This is a genomic window from Hymenobacter sublimis (assembly GCF_023101345.1).
GTDB lineage: Bacteria > Bacteroidota > Bacteroidia > Cytophagales > Hymenobacteraceae > Hymenobacter > Hymenobacter sublimis.
Window position 1 is genome coordinate 4,286,551 of record NZ_CP095848.1, and the last position, 18,560, is coordinate 4,305,110.

12 protein-coding genes are annotated in these 18,560 nt (G+C 59.2%); 11 read left to right on the forward strand and 1 reads right to left on the reverse strand.

Annotated features, from left to right (window positions below; all coding sequences use genetic code 11):
- Nucleotides 1–18 precede the first annotated feature (18 nt).
- The 4 genes from MWH26_RS17980 to MWH26_RS17995 all read left to right on the forward strand — a co-directional run bounded on the left by MWH26_RS17980 (nt 19) and on the right by MWH26_RS17995 (nt 5,542).
- A complete protein-coding gene (locus MWH26_RS17980; protein WP_247975361.1) occupies nt 19–726 on the forward strand; it encodes an SDR family oxidoreductase in 708 nt (235 codons plus the stop codon).
- 119 nt (nt 727–845) lie between these two features.
- Nucleotides 846–2,693 carry an alpha-amylase family glycosyl hydrolase gene (locus MWH26_RS17985; RefSeq protein WP_247975362.1) on the forward strand — a complete coding sequence of 616 codons (1,848 nt, stop codon included), beginning with the start codon at nt 846–848 and terminating at the stop codon, nt 2,691–2,693.
- 100 nt (nt 2,694–2,793) lie between these two features.
- The gene (locus tag MWH26_RS17990; protein ID WP_247975363.1) at nt 2,794–4,209 is read left to right on the forward strand and encodes an MFS transporter; all 1,416 of its coding nucleotides are present in this window, start codon (nt 2,794–2,796) and stop codon (nt 4,207–4,209) included.
- A 235-nt stretch (nt 4,210–4,444) separates the two neighbouring features.
- Nucleotides 4,445–5,542 (forward strand): glycosyltransferase, encoded by a 1,098-nt coding sequence (locus MWH26_RS17995; RefSeq protein WP_247975364.1) that lies wholly within the window; start codon nt 4,445–4,447, stop codon nt 5,540–5,542.
- A 4-nt stretch (nt 5,543–5,546) separates the two neighbouring features.
- Here the strand turns inward: MWH26_RS17995 and MWH26_RS18000 are convergent, their stop codons facing one another.
- Complete coding sequence (locus MWH26_RS18000; RefSeq protein ID WP_247975365.1) at nt 5,547–5,954, reverse strand: hypothetical protein; 408 nt, start codon at nt 5,952–5,954, stop codon at nt 5,547–5,549.
- Nucleotides 5,955–6,403: 449 nt separating this feature from the next.
- Here MWH26_RS18000 and MWH26_RS18005 point away from each other — a divergent pair, with 449 nt between their 5' ends.
- From MWH26_RS18005 to MWH26_RS18035, 7 genes are all read left to right on the forward strand, one after another.
- Entirely contained in the window at nt 6,404–9,439 is a 3,036-nt protein-coding gene (locus MWH26_RS18005; RefSeq protein ID WP_247975366.1) for a M16 family metallopeptidase, read from the forward strand.
- Between the two features lie 252 nt (nt 9,440–9,691).
- The gene (locus tag MWH26_RS18010) at nt 9,692–13,117 is read left to right on the forward strand and encodes a DUF4175 family protein (RefSeq protein WP_247975367.1); all 3,426 of its coding nucleotides are present in this window, start codon (nt 9,692–9,694) and stop codon (nt 13,115–13,117) included.
- A gap of 49 nt (nt 13,118–13,166) precedes the next feature.
- Nucleotides 13,167–13,625 (forward strand): ATP-binding protein, encoded by a 459-nt coding sequence (locus MWH26_RS18015; protein ID WP_188557231.1) that lies wholly within the window; start codon nt 13,167–13,169, stop codon nt 13,623–13,625.
- Nucleotides 13,626–13,639: 14 nt separating this feature from the next.
- Nucleotides 13,640–14,125 carry an rRNA maturation RNase YbeY gene (gene ybeY / locus MWH26_RS18020; RefSeq protein WP_247975368.1) on the forward strand — a complete coding sequence of 162 codons (486 nt, stop codon included), beginning with the start codon at nt 13,640–13,642 and terminating at the stop codon, nt 14,123–14,125.
- A gap of 300 nt (nt 14,126–14,425) precedes the next feature.
- Entirely contained in the window at nt 14,426–15,154 is a 729-nt protein-coding gene (locus MWH26_RS18025; protein WP_247975369.1) for a GNAT family N-acetyltransferase, read from the forward strand.
- A 326-nt stretch (nt 15,155–15,480) separates the two neighbouring features.
- Complete coding sequence (mnmG, locus tag MWH26_RS18030) at nt 15,481–17,349, forward strand: tRNA uridine-5-carboxymethylaminomethyl(34) synthesis enzyme MnmG (RefSeq protein WP_247975370.1); 1,869 nt, start codon at nt 15,481–15,483, stop codon at nt 17,347–17,349.
- A gap of 298 nt (nt 17,350–17,647) precedes the next feature.
- Nucleotides 17,648–18,541 carry a class I SAM-dependent methyltransferase gene (locus MWH26_RS18035; protein WP_247975371.1) on the forward strand — a complete coding sequence of 298 codons (894 nt, stop codon included), beginning with the start codon at nt 17,648–17,650 and terminating at the stop codon, nt 18,539–18,541.
- Nucleotides 18,542–18,560 lie beyond the last annotated feature (19 nt).

Genomic DNA, 18,560 nt, shown 5'->3' on the forward strand with positions numbered 1-18,560 from the left:
TTAAACTTGACTGATACCATGACCGACCTGACCGATCAAGTAGCCATTGTTACGGGTGCCAGCCGCGGCATCGGCCGCGCTACGGCCCTGCTGCTGGCCCTGCAGGGTGCCAAAGTGGTGGCCGTGGCCCGCAGCGCTGAGGAACTGGAAGAGCTTAACACCAAAACCCAGGGCCTGGCCATTCCGGCCGATGTGGCCGATGAGGCCGACGCCGACCATGTGGTGGCGGAAACGCTGAGCCGCTTCGGCCGCCTCGACATTCTGGTGTGCAATGCCGGTGTAGGCTCGTTTAACCTGCTGGAAAACATGGAGTCGGCGGAGTGGGACCGGATATTTGATGTGAACGTGAAGGGCACCTTCCTGATGTGCAAGGCCGTGGTGCCCCACTTCAAGGCCCAGGGCCACGGCCACGTGGTAGCCATTGCCTCTGATGTAGCCCGCCGCACCTTTGAGCACGGCACCGTATACGGGGCTAGCAAATCGGCCCAAGATGCGCTGCTGGGCTCCTTGCGTAAGGAAGTGCGGCCCCACGGCGTGAAAGTCAGCACCATCTACCCCGGCCTGGTTGATACTTATTTCAACGAGTCGAAGCCCGGCGGCGTGGAAGCGGAGAAAACCCACCTCAAGCCCTCCGACGTGGCCCAAGCCGTGCGCTACGTGCTGGAAGCTCCGGCCCACGTGGTGGTTGACGAACTGATGCTGCACCCCATAACTCAGGAGTGGTGAAATAGTGAGCTGGTGAACGGGTGAGTTTAATGTTCGGCTGGCGCGTTGGTGCACCGATAGAACATTAAACTCACCCGTTCACCAGCTCACTATTTCACCATTTCCTACCTTGCTCTTGTATGAAACTACTGCTACTTCCCGTGGCGGCCCTTTCCGCGGGGCTGGCTCTTCTTTCGCCTTCTCTTTCGACTGCGCCTACCCCTGTGCCCGTGGCTGACCTTCTTCCTCCTTCGGATCCCAACACCACTGACGAACAACCCCAGGATCATAAGCTGGTGATTTACCAGTTGATGACGCGCCTGTTCGGCAACAAAACGGCCGTGAACAAGCCTTACGGCACGCTCCAGGAGAACGGCGTGGGCAAGTTCAACGACATCAACAACACGGCCCTGCAGGCCATCCGGAAGATGGGGGCCTCGCACGTGTGGTTTACCGGCGTGCTGGAGCACGCCACCATGACCGATTACACCAAGCACGGCATTGCCCTCGACGACGCCGACGTGGTGAAAGGCCGCGCCGGTTCGCCCTACGCCATCAAGGACTACTACGACGTGGACCCCGACCTGGCCGTGAACGTCAAGAACCGCATGCAGGAGTTCGAGGCCCTGGTCAAGCGCACCCACGACAACAACCTCAAAGTCATTATCGACTTCATTCCCAACCACGTAGCCCGTACTTACAAGTCGGATGCGCGGCCCAAGGGAGTGGTTGATTTGGGGGAGAAGGACAACACAACCAAAGCCTTCCTACCCAATAACAACTTCTACTACCTGCCCGGCAAGTCGTTTGTGGTGCCGGCCGGCTACAATCCGCTGGGCCCGCTAACTGGCCCGCGCGAAGACAAGAAGTTTCAGGAAGTGCCCGCCAAAGCTACCGGCAACGACGTGTTTTCGGAGGCGCCCAAGGTGGACGACTGGTTTGAAACCATCAAGCTCAACTACGGCGTCGACTACCAGAACGGCCGCGCCAAGCACTTCACGCCTACCCCGGATACCTGGCTGAAGATGCGCGACATCCTTATCTTCTGGACCAAGAAGAACGTAGACGGCTTCCGCTGCGACATGGCCGAAATGGTGCCCGTAGAGTTCTGGGCCTGGGTGATTCCGGAGCTGAAGAAGGTAAACCCCAACCTGATTTTTATTGGGGAAGCCTACGACGCCAAAACCTACCGGATGTACATCGAGCAGGGCCACTTCGACTACCTGTATGATAAAGTAGGCCTTTACGACGGCCTGCGCCGCCTCATGCGTGGCGAGGGCACCACCGACGATATCACCAAGGTTTGGAAGGAGGAAAGCCGCGGCTTCTCGGGCCACATGCTGCGCTTCCTGGAAAACCACGACGAGCAGCGCATTGCCTCCAAAGACTTTGCCGGCAACCCCCGGGCTGCCATTCCGGCCATGACGGTGTCGGCTACCCTGGCTACGGGCCCGGTAATGCTGTACTTCGGGCAGGATGTGGGCGAGCCGGCCCACGGCTCGGAAGGCTTCTCGGGCGAGGACGGCCGCACGACCATCTTCGACTACTGGGGCGTACCGGAGCACCAGAAATGGATGAACGGCGGCAAGTTCGACGGGGGCAAGCTCAGCACCGAGCAGAAGCAGCTGCAGGATTTTTACGTGCGCTTGCTTACCCTCAGCAGCCAGAGCGAGGCCATCCGCCGGGGCCGTTTCTATGAGCTACAGGACGCCAACAACCTCGATGCCCAGTACAACCAGCGCCAGCTCTACACCTACCTGCGCTTCACCGACAAGCAGCGCCTGCTCATCGTGGCCAACTTCAGCCCCGACAAAACCTACCGGCCTACCCTGCGCCTGCCCAAGGAAGCTCTGCAGCTGATGGGCCTTGAGGCCTCGCAGTTCTACACCTACACTGAGCTACTCAACCAGGCCCCACCCGTGGAAACGCTCAACCTGACCCTGGCCCCGCAGAGCGCCTACATCTTCGAAATCAAGCCGAAAAAGTAGAACTCAGAACGTAGCTTGTAGAGCTTAGAAATATTTCTAACATTCTAAGCATTAAGTTCTGATTTCTAAGTCTTTACTACCTATTCTAACCTCCCACCGTATGGCTACCAGCGTAGCGGCCGCTCCCACCGGCACCCACGAAAAACCCCGCCTGAGCTTCTGGCAAATCTGGAATATGAGCTTCGGCTTCCTGGGCATTCAGTTTGGCTTTGCTCTCCAGAACGCTAACGTCAGCCGCATTTTTGAAACGCTGGGCGGCACCGAAATAGCCTTGTATTGGCTGGCCGCCCCCCTAACGGGTATGCTGGTTCAGCCCATTATCGGCTACATGTCGGACCGCACCTGGAGCCCGCGCTGGGGCCGGCGGCGGCCGTTCTTTCTGATCGGGGCTATTCTGGCCTCCCTGGCCCTGTTTGTGATGCCCAATGTGTCGGCGTTGTGGATGGCAGTAGGCATGCTTTGGATCATGGATTCCAGCATCAACATCAGCATGGAGCCCTTCCGGGCCTTGGTAGGCGACTTGCTGCCCGGCGACCAGCGCACGACGGGCTTTGCAGCGCAAACGTTTTTTATTGGGGTAGGAGCCGTGGTAGCGTCGTCGCTGCCCTGGATGTTTACCAACTGGTTTGGCATTGCTAATACGGCCCCCGCCGGCCAAATCCCGCCTTCCGTGAAATACTCCTTTTACATTGGGGGAGTAGCCTTTTTCTCGGCGGTGCTCTGGACGGTGCTTACCACTAAAGAGTACCCCCCGGCTGACCTGGCCGAGTTTGAGGCGGAGAAGCGCCGCACGGCCGGCATTGCCAACGGATTCCGGGAGTCGTTTGCCGGCATCTTCCACATGCCCAAAACAATGGCCCAACTGGCTATTGTACAGTTCTTTTCCTGGCTGGCGCTGTTCTCGATGTGGATTTACACCACGCCGGCCGTTACCAGCCACATCTACCACACCACGGATGCTACCTCGAAGGTTTATAATGAAGGCGCCGACTGGGTAGGCGTTTGCTTTGCAGTGTACAACGGCATATCGGCAGTGGCGGCCTTGTTGCTGCCGGTTATTGCCCGCGCTACCAGCCGCCGGGTTACTCACTTGCTGTGCCTCATGGCGGGCGGTTTGGGCCTGATTTCCATCTATTTTATTCAGGACCCCAAGCTGCTGCTGCTGTCTATGGTAGGCGTGGGGTTTGCCTGGGCTTCCATTCTGAGCGTGCCATACGCCATGCTGGCCGGGGCCCTGCCCGCCAACAAAATGGGCTACTATATGGGCGTGTTCAACTTCTTCATCGTTATTCCACAGGTAGTGGCGGGGCTTATTTTAGGCTTCTTTACCAAAAACATTTTTGGCGGCGAATCCGTGTACACGCTTATCGTAGGGGGCGTTTCGATGATTATTGCCGGGGTGCTGACGCTAATTGTGCACGACTCCGACGAGGTACGCCTGCCCGCTGACGCCGCTGACTTACGGGCTCCTTCGCCTGCCTACGATGCGCCCCTAGAAACCGACCCGCGGGTGTAACCCCACCTGGCTCGTTTCTTACCAGCAGCCTTCGCCCTTACCGGCGGGGGCTGTTGCCTTTTAGGGGCTGCTGATTCGGCTGCCGGGCCTCCGTATTAGTACGCAACTGGCCGCGCGCAAAAATCCGCATTTAACCGGCAACGGCTACCCAGCCTCTTGTCGTATTCCTTAGTCGCGCCACGTCTTTGCATTTCCTTTCCCAACCCCGTGGCTTGCCCTGACCTTCTCGCTGCGTATGGTGTTTCCTGTAATCTTCTTCGGCCTGTTTTTCGGGATATACGCCTTTATACTAGTGCTGCTGGTGTGGCCGCGCCGCCGGCTGGTACCGCCCGCCAACCGTCCGCGCGTGAGCATCCTGATTGCCGCCCGCAACGAAGAGGCTACCATCATTCGCTGCCTTACGGCCCTAACCAAGCTAAACTACCCAGCCGAGCAGCTGGAAATTCTTATCGGCGACGATGCTTCCACGGACAACACGGCAGCCATCATCGAGCAATTCATTGCCGACAAGCCCCAGTTTCGGCTCCTTTCTGTTCGGCACCGTTTGGGCATGGCCCGGGGCAAGAGCAACGCCCTGGCCCACCTCTGCCGCGCCGCCACCGCCGACTACCTCCTGTTCACCGACGCCGACATGGCTCTGCACCCCGATTGGGTCCAGACCATGCTGGCCGCCGCGCCCGCGGGCGTAGGTATTGTAACGGGCATCACCACCGCCGAGGGCAACCTTTTCGGGCGCCTGCAGGGCCTGGACTGGCTGTTTGGCCTGAGCTTGATTCGGGTGCTGACGGATATGGGGCTACCCATCACGGCCGTAGGTAACAACATGCTCGTGACCAGGGCCGCTTATGAGTCTATTGGTGGGTACGAGGCACTAGCCTTCAGCATCACCGAAGATTTGCAGCTGTTTGAGAAGGTAGTGGCGCAGGGGTGGGGCTACCGCAACATCATTGCTCCCAGCGCCTTGGGTATTTCGGTGGCCCAACCCACCTTGTATTGCCTGCTGCACCAGCGCAAGCGCTGGATGAAGGGAGCCGTGCGCCTACCCTGGCAGCTCACGTTGCTGTTCAGCTCCTACAGCCTGTTTTATACGGTACTGGGGTGGCCGGGCCTGCTGCCCCTGGGTACGGTGGGGGCGTTGTACGCGGCGAAAGTGGCGTGCCAGACGCTTTACCTGGCCATTACGTTGCGCCAAGCCGGGCACCGCGAGAACCTGGCCGTGCTGGTGCTCTACGACGTGTATCTGCTGTTTATGTCGCTGGCGGTGCTGGTGTACACCTGGTGGCCATCAGCTATTCAGTGGAAGGAGCGGCGTTACCGCTGGGCTGAAGGGTAGGGGCTTACTGACCGGACTGCAGCCACTGTTGGGCGGGCATTTCCTCGGTGAATACCTCTACCTGCGCATCGTCTTGGCCTGTCTGGGCAAACTCAATCAGGCGTGGCCGCAGGATGTCGGCGTGGAAGGGGGTAGTCAGGTAAGCCAACCGCCGCGTGACACCGGGCAGGGCACTGCGCATTTGCGCCCGAAAATCTTCCAGCACCCATTGTAAATCTGCCGGCTCTGCCAACCCCCGGCTCCGCAAATCAATCAGCCAGTGCGCGGCCTGGTGCTGCCGCGCCAGCTCCAGCGCCGCCTGGTACCCGGCCCGGTGCTCGGCGGAGGTAGCGGCCCGCGTCCAGCGCATAATCAGCAGGCGCAAGTCCGAGCGGTAGGACAGGCGGAGGTAGTCGGTTTCAGTGAGCAGCATACAGAGGGGAAGAGAAACGAAGGTACTGCCGCTAAGGCAAACCGGCACTTTATCTAACCAACTTTGTGGGCTTCTGTTTGCCTATGCGGCAGGTCCGCCAGCTCGCCTACACCGGCGGCTAGCGGCCTCACTGGGCTTGCCGGCTCCGCTGGTTTCGCGGGTTGGTTCTGGGTAGCTTTACTAGTACTGATGTAGGAGTGCCCCCCCGATAGGAGTTCTTATATACCCGCCGTGTTAGATGTAAGAACGATGTGGCGCTAGAGCTACAACGGGCCTTGGCGCAGCCACTGGGCCGGAGCCTACCGTGTCGGAGCTTCGGGCGGGGCAATGGTTTGATGCAGATGCGGCCGGAGCAGCACCGACTTTTTTCGTGCAGCCCGCTCGCGCTGAAATTGTCTTTCGGCGCGTAACTTACGGTTCGCATTCATCTCACTCCTTTTTTCTTCTTAATGACTCGCAACCAGTTGTTGCTGCTTGGCCTGGGGGCCTCGCTGGCGTTCCAGTCGGCTCAGGCGCAGCAGAAGCCTGCCACCAAGCCCGCTACCGTTACCAAAGCTCCGGCAGCTACGGCTGGCGGCGCCCGCCTCGTGGAGAAAGTAACCCGCAAAGGTTCCGAGGTAGTAATTCCTTACGAGAAGTACGTGCTGCCCAACGGCCTGACGGTTATCGTGACCGAAGACCACTCCGACCCCTTGGTGCACGTAGACGTGACCTACCACGTGGGTTCGGCCCGGGAGCAGATTGGCAAGTCGGGCTTTGCCCACTTCTTTGAGCACATGATGTTCCAGGGCTCCGACCACGTAGCCGACGAGCAGCACTTCAAAACGGTAACGGCCGCCGGCGGTACCCTCAACGGCTCCACCAACCGCGACCGGACCAACTACTACGAAACCGTACCGAGCAACCAGCTAGAGACGGCCCTGTGGTTGGAAGCCGACCGCATGGGCTTTTTGCTGGATGCCGTAACGCAGCCGAAGTTCGAAAACCAGCGCTCTACGGTGAAAAACGAGCGGGGCCAGAACTACGACAACCGGCCTTATGGCCTGGCGTCGGAAAACGTGTCGCGCACGCTCTACCCCTACGGCCACCCGTATTCCTGGATGACCATCGGCTACCTCGAAGACCTGGACCGCTCCAACGTCGACGACCTGAAGAACTTCTTCCTGCGCTGGTACGGCCCCAACAACGCGACCCTCACCGTGGGCGGCGACGTGAAGCCCCAGGACGTGGTGCGCCTGGCCGAGAAGTACTTCGGCCCCATCAGCAAAGGTCCGGCCGTGGCCGCCCAGAAGCTGCCCGCTCCCAAGCTCACCCAGGACCGCTACGTAAGCTACACGGACAACGTGCGCTTCCCGATGCTGCAGATGGTGTTCCCGACGGTGCCCAACGGCCACCCCGATGAGTACGCCCTCGAAGCACTGTCCGAAATCATCGGCCAGGGCAAAAATTCCCTACTCTACAAAAACCTGATTAAGCCTCAGCAGGCTTTGCAGGCCCAAGCCTACAACAACTCCTCGGAGCTTTCCGGCGAGTTTACTATGGTGACGCTGCCCTTCCCCGGCAAAGGCCTCGACAGCTTGGAAAGCCAGGTGCGTCGCACGTTGGCCGAGTTTGAGCGCACCGGCGCCACCGCCGAGCAGGTAGCCCGTTTCAAGGCTAGCACCGAGGCGCAGGTAGTGAACAGCCTGGCCAGCGTGAGCGGCAAGGTAAGCCAGCTAGCTGCCAACCAAACGTACTTTGGCAACCCCAACCGCCTGCCCGAGGAGCTCAAGCGCCTGCGCGCCGTGACGCCCGCCGAGGTAAACCGGGTGTATAACCAGTACATCAAAGGCAAGAAGGCCGTGATTCTGAGCGTATTGCCCAAGACGGGCGGCGCCCCGGCCAAACCCGACAACTACACGGTATCGAAGGAAGGCTACCAGGCCCCCGACTACGGTTACGCGGGCCTGACCTACGTAAAGCCAACCGATACCTTCGACCGGAGCAAGCAGCCCAAAGCGGGTACTAACCCCGTGGTGCAAGTGCCGCAGGTGTGGCAGTCGTCCCTGGATAACGGCCTGCGCCTGATGGGCACCCGCAACGCCGAAATTCCGACGGCAACGATTCTGCTGACCATCCGGGGTGGCCACCGCCTGGAGCAAACCGACCCCAACAAGGCCGGTATTGCCGCCCTGACGGCCAGCATGCTGAACGAAGGCACGGAGAAGTACACGTCGGAGCAGTTTAGCTCTGAGCTTGATAAGCTGGGTAGCACCATCCGCGTTTCGGCTGGCGAAGACAACACGACCATCTACGTGCAGAGCCTGACCAAGAACCTGCCCGCTACCATGAAGCTGCTGGAAGAGCGCCTGCTCCGCCCGCGCTTCGATGCCGCCGACTTCGCCCGTATCAAGAAGCAGACCCTGGAGGGCATTGCCAACCAGAGCACCCAGCCGGTGGTTATTGCCGACAAAACGTTTGCCCGCCTGATTTACGGTCCGGCTAACATCATGAACGTGCCTTCCAGCGGCACCACGGCCACCGTTACTGGCCTGACCCTGGACGACGTGAAGCAGTTCTACCAGCAGAACTACGCGCCCAACGTGAGCTACCTGGTGGCCGTGGGCGACGTGGATCAGGCGACGCTCACCAACCAGACGGCCTTCCTGAAAAACTGGCAGAAAAAGGATGTTCGTCTGCCCGCCAGCGCCCAGGCCACGCAGCCCGATAAAACCCGCATCTACTTCGTGAACAAGGACGGAGCTGCCCAGTCGGAAATTCGGGTGGGCTACCTTACCCCGCTCACTTATGATGCCACCGGCGACTTCTATCGCGCCTACCTCTCCAACTACATCCTGGGTGGGGCCTTCAACTCCCGCATCAACCTGAACCTGCGCGAGGATAAAGGTTACACCTACGGGGCCCGCTCGGGCTTCCAGGGCTCGCGCTACGTGGGCCCGTACACGGCTAGCGCCGGCGTGCGCGCCGATGCTACGGCGGCCTCGGTAAAGGAGTTCATGAAGGAAATCCAGAACTACCGCAACGGCATCACCGACGAAGAACTGCAGTTCCTGCAGGCTTCCGTGGGCCAGAGCGATGCCCTGCGCTACGAAACCGGCCAGCAAAAAGCGGCCTTCCTCTCGCGCCTGCTGGAGTACGATCTGTCGAAAGACTACGTGCAGCAACAGAGCACCATCCTGAAAAACCTGAAGAAGGAGGATGTGCAAGGCATTGCCCAGAAGTACCTGCCCGCCGATAACATGTACATCGTGGTAGTAGGCGACCGGGCGAAGTCCTTCCCCGGCCTCTCGGAGTTGGGCTACGAGGTAGTAGAACTGGATGCCGATGGCAACCGCGTGGCGGCTCCCGCCGCCGCTACCCCGACTGCACCAGCGGTTAGCGTAACCCCGCCGGCCGAGAATGAGAAGATGAAAATCAAGACCAAAGACGCCGACGGTAAAAAGGAAAAGCGCAAAGCCAAGAAGGACAAAGAGGACACCAAGTAATCCTCGCTTTTCCATCCTACTCAAAAGCCCGGATCCATTGGATTCGGGCTTTTTTGATGCTGCCTCTCACCCGTGGTACCATGCCCTAGCGCAGTAGTAGGTAGTTGCGCTGAGTAGCGCAGCCGTCAAAGGCACCCACCAGTGGGTGCCTTGTTGGTTTACGGAACCTCTTGCCTAGTTCCGCGTGTAGCGTACATGCAGCCGCCGGGCGAAATACGTATCTTTCCCAAGCCCATATGAGGCGGCAAACCTATGGTAGTGGAGAAAGACCTTGCAACGACTCGGGCTCTGGACGATGTGCTGGCCCGCCTCGATGCTTTCAAGCGTAAGTTTTACCTGAGCCTGCTGGTTCGCGGGGCCTTCGTGGCTGGCGGCCTGCTGCTCAGCCTATTTCTGGTGTTCAACCTGCTCGAATACTTCCTGTACCTGCCCACCTGGGTGCGGGCGGGGCTGTTGTTCGGGTTCGTGGCGGGCATGCTCTACGCCTTTGGGCGCTGGATCTGGCAGCCCCTGGCGGCCCTTACCAACCTGCGCCGCATGCTGAGCGATGAGCAGGCCGCGCGCCGGGTAGGGGAGCTGTTTCCGGATGTGCAGGACAAGCTGCTGAACGCCCTGCAGCTGCGCGGGCAGGCCCAGGAAAACGCCCTGCTGGCCGCCAGCCTGGAGCAGCGCGCCGGACAGCTGCGCGGCGTCGAGTTTACTCAAGGCATTAACATTCAGGCCCAAAGCAAGCCCCTGTGGAAGTACGTGGCCATTCCGGCCGCCGTAGTGGTGCTGGTGCTGCTAATTTACCCTAGCCTGTTTGTGCAAGGCACCGAGCGAATTCTTAATTACGACCGAAAGTACAGTCCGCCCGCGCCCTTCCGGTTCGTGGTGGAAAACAAAAACCTCACGGCCTTCAAGGGCGAAGATTACACGCTGAACGTGACGGTAGAAGGCGAAGCCCTACCCAACGAAATCAGCATTGTCTACGACGGGCGGGAGCGGCACTTGGTCCGCGAGGCTGGCAACCGGTTTCGCTACGAGTTTCGGCAGCTGCGCCAAAACGTCGAGTTTCAGTTGGCGGCCGCGGGCTTCACCTCTTCGGACTACGACCTCACGGTGAAGGCCCGGCCCAACCTGCGCGACTTTGCCGTGCGCGTTTCCTACCCCACCTACCTCGGCAAACCCGCCGAAACCATTCGCAACACCGGCAACCTGACCGTGCCCGAAGGCTCGGACCTGCGCTGGGAGTTTGCCACCGAAGCCACCGACCAACTGCAACTCAAGTTCCGCAACCCCGATGAGGTAGTAACTGCCCAACCCGACGACGAGCAGTTTCGCCTGTCCCGCCGGGCCTTACGCAGCCAGCAGTACTCGGTGCATTTGCGCAACGCCAACAGCCCCAACCGGGACCCCATCGAATATCAGCTCACCGTTATTCCGGACCAGGCGCCTGACGTAACGCTGGAAGCTTTTCAGGATACTACCTCCCTGCGCTACCTGGCCCTGGGCGGTAATGTTCGGGATGACTACGGCCTCTCGCGCCTGCAGCTACACTACCGCGTGCTGAGCAAAGCTCGGCCCAACGCCGCCTACCAAACCCGCGCCCTACCCCTGAGCAGCGGCCCTAGCCAGAGCTACGCCTACCAGTGGGACGTGCGCCCCCTGAGCCTGCGCCCCGGCGACCGGCTGGAGTACTTCGTGCAGGTGTGGGACAACGACGGGGTGCACGGGCCGAAGTCAGCCCGGAGCCGCACCGCCGAGTTCCGCCTGCCCTCGCGCACCGAGCTGCGCCAGCAGCTGGCCTCCCAGAGCCAAGCCGTGCAAAGTCAGCTCAGCCAGGCCGCCCAGCAAAGCAAGAAGATGGAGCGGGAGCTGGCCAAGGCCGATGACAAGCTGAAAGTTAAGCGCGACCTGAACTTCCAGGACCGCAAGCAATTGCGCGACATGCTGGACCAGAAACAGCAGATGGACCAGGCCCTGGATGAGCTGAAGCGCCAGTTTGAGCAGCTCCAGGAGCAGCAAAACCAGCTCGATCCGCAGAAAAACGAGGAGCTGGCTCAGAAAGCCGAGGAGCTGAAAAAGCTCATGGAAACTCTGCTCGACCCGGAAACCAAGAAGCTGTACGAAGAGCTGCAGAAGCTGCTGGAACAACAGCAGGACCAAAACCAGCCCGACATGCAGAAGCTCCTCCAACAGCTTGAAAACAAGGAAAACACCTTGCAGAAAGAGCTGGAGCGGGCCCTGGAAATGTTCAAGCAGCTGCAGTTTGAGCAGAAGCAGGATCAGGCCCTGGAAAAGCTTCAGCAACTAGCCCAGGAGCAGCAAAAGCTGGCCGACGAAACCCAGAAGAACGATAAAAACTCGCCCCAAGCGCCCCAGGACAAAAACCAGCAGCAGCAAAAGCAGCAGGACCTAAAGCAGCAGCAGAGCGAGCAGCAGCAGAAATTTGAGGAGCTGAAGCAGGACCTCAAGGACATGAAGGAGCTGGACAAGCAGCTCGACGGTGAAAACGGCGCCGACGAGATGAAGCAGGAGCAGCAGGAGGTAGACGAGCAGCAGCAGGACAGCCAGGAGCAGCTCGGCAAAAACCAGAACCAGAAAGCCAGCCAGAGCCAGAAGCAAGCCGCCCAAAAAATGCAGCAGATGGCTCAGAAGATGCAGCAGCAAATGAACGAGGAGGAGCAGGACCAGCAGCAGGAAAACATCGACGACCTGCGCGACATCCTGGAAAACCTGCTCAAGCTGAGCTTCGACGAGGAAAACCTAATGAAGCAATTCCGCACCGTGGACCAGTCAGACCCGCGCTTCGTGCAGCTCGGCCAGACTCAGCGCAAGCTCAAGGACGACGCCCGCGTGGTGCAGGATTCACTGTATGCCCTGGCCAAGCGCGTGTTCCAGATCAAGTCCTTCGTGACCCGGGAGGTAGGCGAAATGAATGGCCGCATGGACGAAAGCCTCGACCAGATCCGGCAGCGCAATATTGGGCGGGCTACCAGTTCTCAGCAGCTAGCCATGACCAGCATGAACAATCTGGCCCTCATGCTGAACGATGCCTTGCAGCAAATGCAGGAGCAGCAGCGCCAAAGCCAGAGCCAGCAGCAGCAGCAGGGCGGGGGCAAGTCGGGCCGCAAAAAGAAGAAGGGCAGCTCCGCCGGCGAAGGCCAACTGGGCCGCATGCAGCAGCAGCTCAACCAGCAGATTCAGCAGCTCCAGCAAAGCGGCAAGCAAGGAAGGGCCCTGTCGGAGGAGTTGGCCAAGCTAGCCGGACAGCAGCAAATGCTCCGGCAGGCCATGCAAGAATTGGAGCGCATGCAGCAGAAGGGCGGGGGCAAACCCAGAAATAACAAAGATGGCAAAGGCCAGGACGGTGCCGGAGGCCTCGGAGATGTGAAAAAATTGATGGAACAAACCGAAACCGACCTCGTAAACAAGCGGCTGACGGAGCAGACCATTATGCGCCAGCGTCAAATCCTGACGCGCTTGCTGGAAGCCGAGAAGTCGGCCCGGGAGCGGGACCAGGACGAGAAGCGCGAAGCGCAGACGGCCCAGAACCGTCCGCCCGTGTTTCCGCCGGCGTTTCAGCAGTATAAGCGCCAGCAAAACCGGCAGACGGAGCTCCTTCGCACCGTGCCGCCGGCCCTCACGCCCTACTATCAGCGCGAGGTGAGTGAATATTTTCAGAAAATGAAGTAGCGTTCAGCTACTTTTACCGCCCCTACGCCGCCTTCCCCTTTCAATTCCTATGAAGCAGGTTAAAATTCAGATTCCTTCCCTGGTCGAGAACATCCGCGTAGTGGAGAGCTTTATCGACAACTCGAAGGATACGTTTCACATCGAGGACGACATCTACGGCAACATCATGGTGGCCGTCACGGAGGCAGTTAACAACGCTATCCGCCACGGCAACAAGTTTGACAAAGACAAGAATGTCTTTCTGTCGCTGTTCGTAGATCAGGACCGGGTAAAGTTTGAAATCGAGGACGAAGGCACCGGTTTCGACTACACCAACCTCATTGACCCTACGGCCCCCGAAAACCTGGAAAACCCCGGTGGCCGCGGCATCTTCCTGATTCGGCACCTGGCCGATGACGTGGAATTCACCAAGGATGGCCGCAACGTGCAGCTGACGTTCATGCTGCCTACGCCCTCGGCTCCTGAGTCTGGCGCTACCATTAACGGTGCCGAAACAGCCATTCACTAGTTGCTTTTGCTACCATGAGCGACCTGCCCCCCGAGCACGATGATCAGGAAGAAGATGACTTTGGCCGCGACGAAGGCCCAGGCATTGAGTTTCTGGTGGAGGATGTTGACTTTGAGTTGGCCGATGCCCAAGACCTGACTTCCTGGATTGAGCGGGTGGCGGAAGTGCATGAGCACGAAATTGTGCAGCTTACCTACATCTTCTGCTCTGATGAGTACCTGCACAAGGTCAATCTGGAGTACTTGGAGCACGATACCTACACTGACGTCATCACCTTTGATAATGCTGACGACGCCGACATCATTGAAGGCGACATCTTCATTTCGGTAGAACGGGTGCGAGAAAATGCCGTGCAACTGGGCGTTCCTTTCCGCGACGAGCTGCACCGCGTCATGATTCACGGCGTACTGCACCTGCTGGGCTACGCCGACAAGGACCTGCTCAGCCAGACTGCCATGCGCAAGAAAGAGGACGACTGTCTGCTCTTGCGTACTTTTTAAGCAGAGCAGGTTTGCCACTTATCACTGAAACGCCCGCCTCTGAGCGGGCGTTTTTGCGTCGCAACTTCCTGACCCGTTCCAACGCCGGAGACACCTATTTGCTTAACGGTGCTGACGTTTGGAGCTTGTAAGGGGCTAGGCGAATAGTGTCGTAAATGGCCACGTGCCGCGCGGCTATAATTAAAGAACGGTCATTCCTCGACAAGCTCGGAATGACCGTTCTTATTGGGCGGAGCTCGGAATAATATTCTTACCAGATAGGTAATATTGCTTACCTACACATCCTAGTATATTCCCATAATGGCCGCTACCCCTCCGCAACATCCTATTATTCGAGGCGATGCGCTGGATTTTTACCTGAGTCAGGGCTACTACCGGATGCATCAGGACTTATTTACCTGCCGCTTCCTACCCCTCGACGACGACTTGTATACCGTGCACTGGCTGCGGCTGCGGCTGGCTGCGGTGCACTACGGTCCGGCCCAACGGCGGCTTCTGCGCCTCAACGAGCCGTTCACCGTAACCATCCGCCCGTTCCAGCTCACTGCCGAGTATGAGGCTCTGTACGCCCTCTACCGCAGCACCATTACGTTTGATGCCCCCGAAACGGTAGAGGCCTTTTTGCTGGCCGGAGCCACGCACAACGTGTTCAGCACCCACGTACTGGAGGTGCGGGATAAGGAGCAGCTAATTGCCGTTGGCATTTTCGATAGTGGGGCCCGCAGCTTGGCGGGCATCATGAACTTCTACCATCCGGCCTACCGCCGCTACAGCCTGGGAAAGTACCTCATGCTGCTAAAAACTAACTACGCCCGCCTGCATCAGAAGACGTACTACTACCCCGGCTACCTGGTGCACGGCTACCCCAAATTTGATTACAAGCTTTTCCCCTGCTTGGCGGCTACGGAGGTGTTTGATGCCCTGAACGGAGGCTGGCTACCCTTTAACTGGAACACCGTTGCGGCCCACTCCGCGGAGCTACTGACGGGCTGGCCCCCGGAAGACCTGGCCGAGGATAACTTCAGCTAAGCAAGCAGCTCAGCTGCCAAACGGCCCGCCAGCGAGCTTCCAGGGCGGCCCTGGGAGCTCATGGGCACCGAGGCCAGGTAAAAAAAGAAGACAAGTGCCTATCTTTGCGCACGTTTTGAGCGGGTTGCGCCCGAGTTGTGAAAGAGCATTGCCTGATAGATACGCCCGCTCAACTGCGGGTGTTTTCTGTTTGAGAAGCTGCGAACTTTCCCCTTCCTAGTTCCTGTTTCCTTCCAACGGTCAGCGGCGGCGGCTACCTTCCGGTAGGCGTTAGGCAGCCGCCCACAATCCGCGTCATCCGTCACAATCGTTTAAATCCGTGATTCATGTTTCAGCAAGAAGAGTACGACGTTATTGTAGTAGGTGCCGGCCACGCGGGCTGTGAGGCCGCCGCGGCCGCGGCCAACATGGGCTCCAAGGTCCTACTCGTGACGATGAACATGAACACCATTGCCCAGATGTCGTGCAACCCGGCCATGGGCGGGGTAGCCAAGGGCCAGATTGTGCGCGAGGTAGATGCCCTGGGCGGGCAATCGGGCATCATCACCGACAAAACCATGATTCAGTTCCGGATGCTGAACCGCTCCAAAGGCCCCGCCATGTGGAGCCCACGGGCCCAGTCGGACCGGATGCGCTTTGCTGAGGAGTGGCGCAATACGCTGGAGCAAACCCTGAACGTGGACTTCTGGCAGGAAGCCGTAATGGGCTTGCTAGTTGAAAACGACACGGTAGTAGGGGTAAAAACCCAGCTTGGCATTGAGTTTCGCGGTAAAGCGGTAGTACTCACTAACGGCACTTTCCTCAATGGCCTTATCCACATTGGCGAGAAGCAGTTCGGTGGGGGCCGCGCCGCCGAAAGCCGCAGCACGGGCATTACGGAGCAGCTAATAGAGCTGGGGTTCGAGGCGGGCCGCATGAAAACCGGCACCCCGCCCCGCGTAGATGGCCGCAGCCTGGACTACTCCAAAATGGAGGAGCAGGCCGGCGACGAGGTGCCCAGCAAATTCTCCTACCTCAACACGCCTGCCTTAACCAAACAGCGCCCTTGCTACATCACCTACACTAACCCCGAGGTGCACGAAATCCTGAAGGAAGGCTTCGAGAAGTCGCCGATGTTTCAGGGCCGCATCAAGGGACTGGGGCCGCGCTACTGTCCGAGCGTGGAGGATAAAATCAACCGCTTCGCCGACAAGGACCGCCACCAGATTTTTGTGGAGCCCGAAGGCTGGAGCACGGTAGAAGTGTACGTGAATGGTTTTTCGAGCAGCCTACCCGAGGATGTGCAGTACCGCGCCCTGCGCAAAATTGCCGGCTTCGAAAACGCCAAGATGTTCCGCCCCGGCTACGCCATTGAGTACGACTTCTTCCCGCCCACCCAACTGCACCTGACGCTGGAAACCAAGCGCATCCAGAACCTCTACTTCGCGGGCCAGATCAACGGCACCACGGGCTACGAGGAAGCAGCTTGCCAGGGCCTGATGGCGGGCATTAATGCCCACAACAAGGTGCACGGCAAGGAGCCCTTCATTTTGAAGCGGAGCGAAGCCTACATCGGCGTACTTATTGACGACCTCGTCAACAAAGGCACCGACGAGCCTTACCGCATGTTCACGAGCCGCGCCGAGCACCGCTTGCTCCTGCGTCAGGACAACGCCGACTTGCGCCTCACGCCCCTGGGCCATGCCCTAGGTTTGGCCTCCGACGAGCGCATGGAGCTGGTGCGCGAGAAAGAACGCCAGACCCAGGAGGTAGCCAAGCTGCTGAAAAATTACTCTATCGAGCCCCAGGAAATCAACGACTGGCTGACGGAGTTGGGCTCGGCCATCATCCACGAGAAAACGCGCGCCGTGAATTTGCTGCGTCGCCCCAACGTAGACCTGCCGGCCCTCACGCGGGTGTTGCCCGGCCTCACGCTGGCCCTGGCGCCCTACGGTCCGGAGGCCCTGGAACAGGCCGAAATTCTGGTAAAGTATGAGTCCTATTTGGTGAAGGAACACCAGCAGGCCGCCCGAGTGCAGGAGCTGGAAAACTTCCAGATCCGGGGCCGCCTCGACTATAAGGCCATGCCGGCCCTCTCGCACGAAGCCCGCGAAAAGCTGCTCAAGATTCAGCCCGAAACCCTAGGCCAAGCCTCCCGCATCAGCGGCGTCTCGCCGGCCGACGTGTCGGTACTGATAGTATACCTAGGCCGGTAAGAAGACGCATATCCTTTCAACCAAGCACGTCATCCTGACGGAGCAAGGACCTTATCACGAAGCACGAGCGGTACTAAGGGTACTCGTTCTGGCGTGGTAAGGTCCTTCCTTCGTCAGGATGACGTGCTTGCGTTAGTAGTGGCCGCATGATTTATGGTTTTATCGTTGTTACCTGACATCTGCCCCGAATTCTCCGTGAATTTGTGGCAGCTTCGTTTTGTACCTTCGCCTTGCGACTGGCTTCTCTGCGCAGGTCAGTCGTCGCAATCAGCGAAATCAATATAATCAGCGAGCATCTGTGATTTACGAGCGACTTGAGAAGTGCCCGGTGTGCGGGAAAACGGAGTTTCGCAATAAACTGGTTGTAGAAGACAAGTCAGTCAGCAAGGAGAGTTTTGCCATTCAGCAGTGCGCGGCCTGCTCGTTTCAGTTTACCAACCCCCGGCCCGATGCCGACCACATTGGCCGCTACTACGAGTCGGAGGAGTACGTGTCGCATAACAGCGGGGCAGGGGGCATGATCAACCAGGCCTACAAGGTGGCCCGCTTCTTCACCATGCGCCGCAAGGTAGGGCTCGTGAACAAGCTGGCGCCCCGCAAAGGCCGCCTTTTTGATTACGGGTGCGGCACGGGGCATTTTTTGGCCGCGGCTAAGAGCAACGGCTGGCAGGTGGCGGGTTGGGAGCCCAACCCCCGGGCCCGGCAGGACGCCTCCCAACGGGTAGGCCAGCCCCTGGACCTGGACAACCTTAGCCAGCTACCCGCCGAATCGTTTGAGGCCATTACGCTCTGGCACGTGCTGGAACACGTTCACGAGCTGAACGATACCTTGCAGCAGCTCATCCGGCTATTGAAGCCCGACGGCGTGTTCATCATTGCCGTGCCCAACGTCGACAGCCTCGATGCCCAGCACTACCGCCAGGATTGGGCCGCCTATGATGTGCCGCGCCACCTGTATCACTTCAGCCCCAAAACCATGACCCAGCTGCTCAAAAAGCACAAGATGCAGGTCAAGGAAGTGCTACCCATGCCCCTGGATGCCTACTACGTGAGCATGCTCAGCGAAAAGCACCGGGCCGAGCGGGGCGGCGGCATGCTGACCGTGCTCAAGGCGGGCTACCAGTCGAACCGCTACGCCGCCAGCCACGAAGGCCAGTACTCCAGCCTGATTTACGTTTCCCAGAAACGCTAGTCAGTGGGGTAGGGGAGAG

What these genes read in the sequence shown, in the direction of transcription:
- MWH26_RS18010 (WP_247975367.1), top strand. Translation starts at nt 9,692, where the DNA reads ATGGTAGTGGAGAAAGACCTTGCAACGACTCGGGCTCTGGACGATGTG.
- MWH26_RS17995 (WP_247975364.1), top strand. Translation starts at nt 4,445, where the DNA reads ATGGTGTTTCCTGTAATCTTCTTCGGCCTGTTTTTCGGGATATACGCC.
- ybeY (WP_247975368.1), top strand. Translation starts at nt 13,640, where the DNA reads ATGAGCGACCTGCCCCCCGAGCACGATGATCAGGAAGAAGATGACTTT.
- MWH26_RS17990 (WP_247975363.1), top strand. Translation starts at nt 2,794, where the DNA reads ATGGCTACCAGCGTAGCGGCCGCTCCCACCGGCACCCACGAAAAACCC.
- MWH26_RS18000 (WP_247975365.1), bottom strand. Translation starts at nt 5,954, where the DNA reads ATGCTGCTCACTGAAACCGACTACCTCCGCCTGTCCTACCGCTCGGAC.
- MWH26_RS18005 (WP_247975366.1), top strand. Translation starts at nt 6,404, where the DNA reads ATGACTCGCAACCAGTTGTTGCTGCTTGGCCTGGGGGCCTCGCTGGCG.
- MWH26_RS18025 (WP_247975369.1), top strand. Translation starts at nt 14,426, where the DNA reads ATGGCCGCTACCCCTCCGCAACATCCTATTATTCGAGGCGATGCGCTG.
- MWH26_RS18015 (WP_188557231.1), top strand. Translation starts at nt 13,167, where the DNA reads ATGAAGCAGGTTAAAATTCAGATTCCTTCCCTGGTCGAGAACATCCGC.
- mnmG (WP_247975370.1), top strand. Translation starts at nt 15,481, where the DNA reads ATGTTTCAGCAAGAAGAGTACGACGTTATTGTAGTAGGTGCCGGCCAC.
- MWH26_RS17980 (WP_247975361.1), top strand. Translation starts at nt 19, where the DNA reads ATGACCGACCTGACCGATCAAGTAGCCATTGTTACGGGTGCCAGCCGC.
- MWH26_RS17985 (WP_247975362.1), top strand. Translation starts at nt 846, where the DNA reads ATGAAACTACTGCTACTTCCCGTGGCGGCCCTTTCCGCGGGGCTGGCT.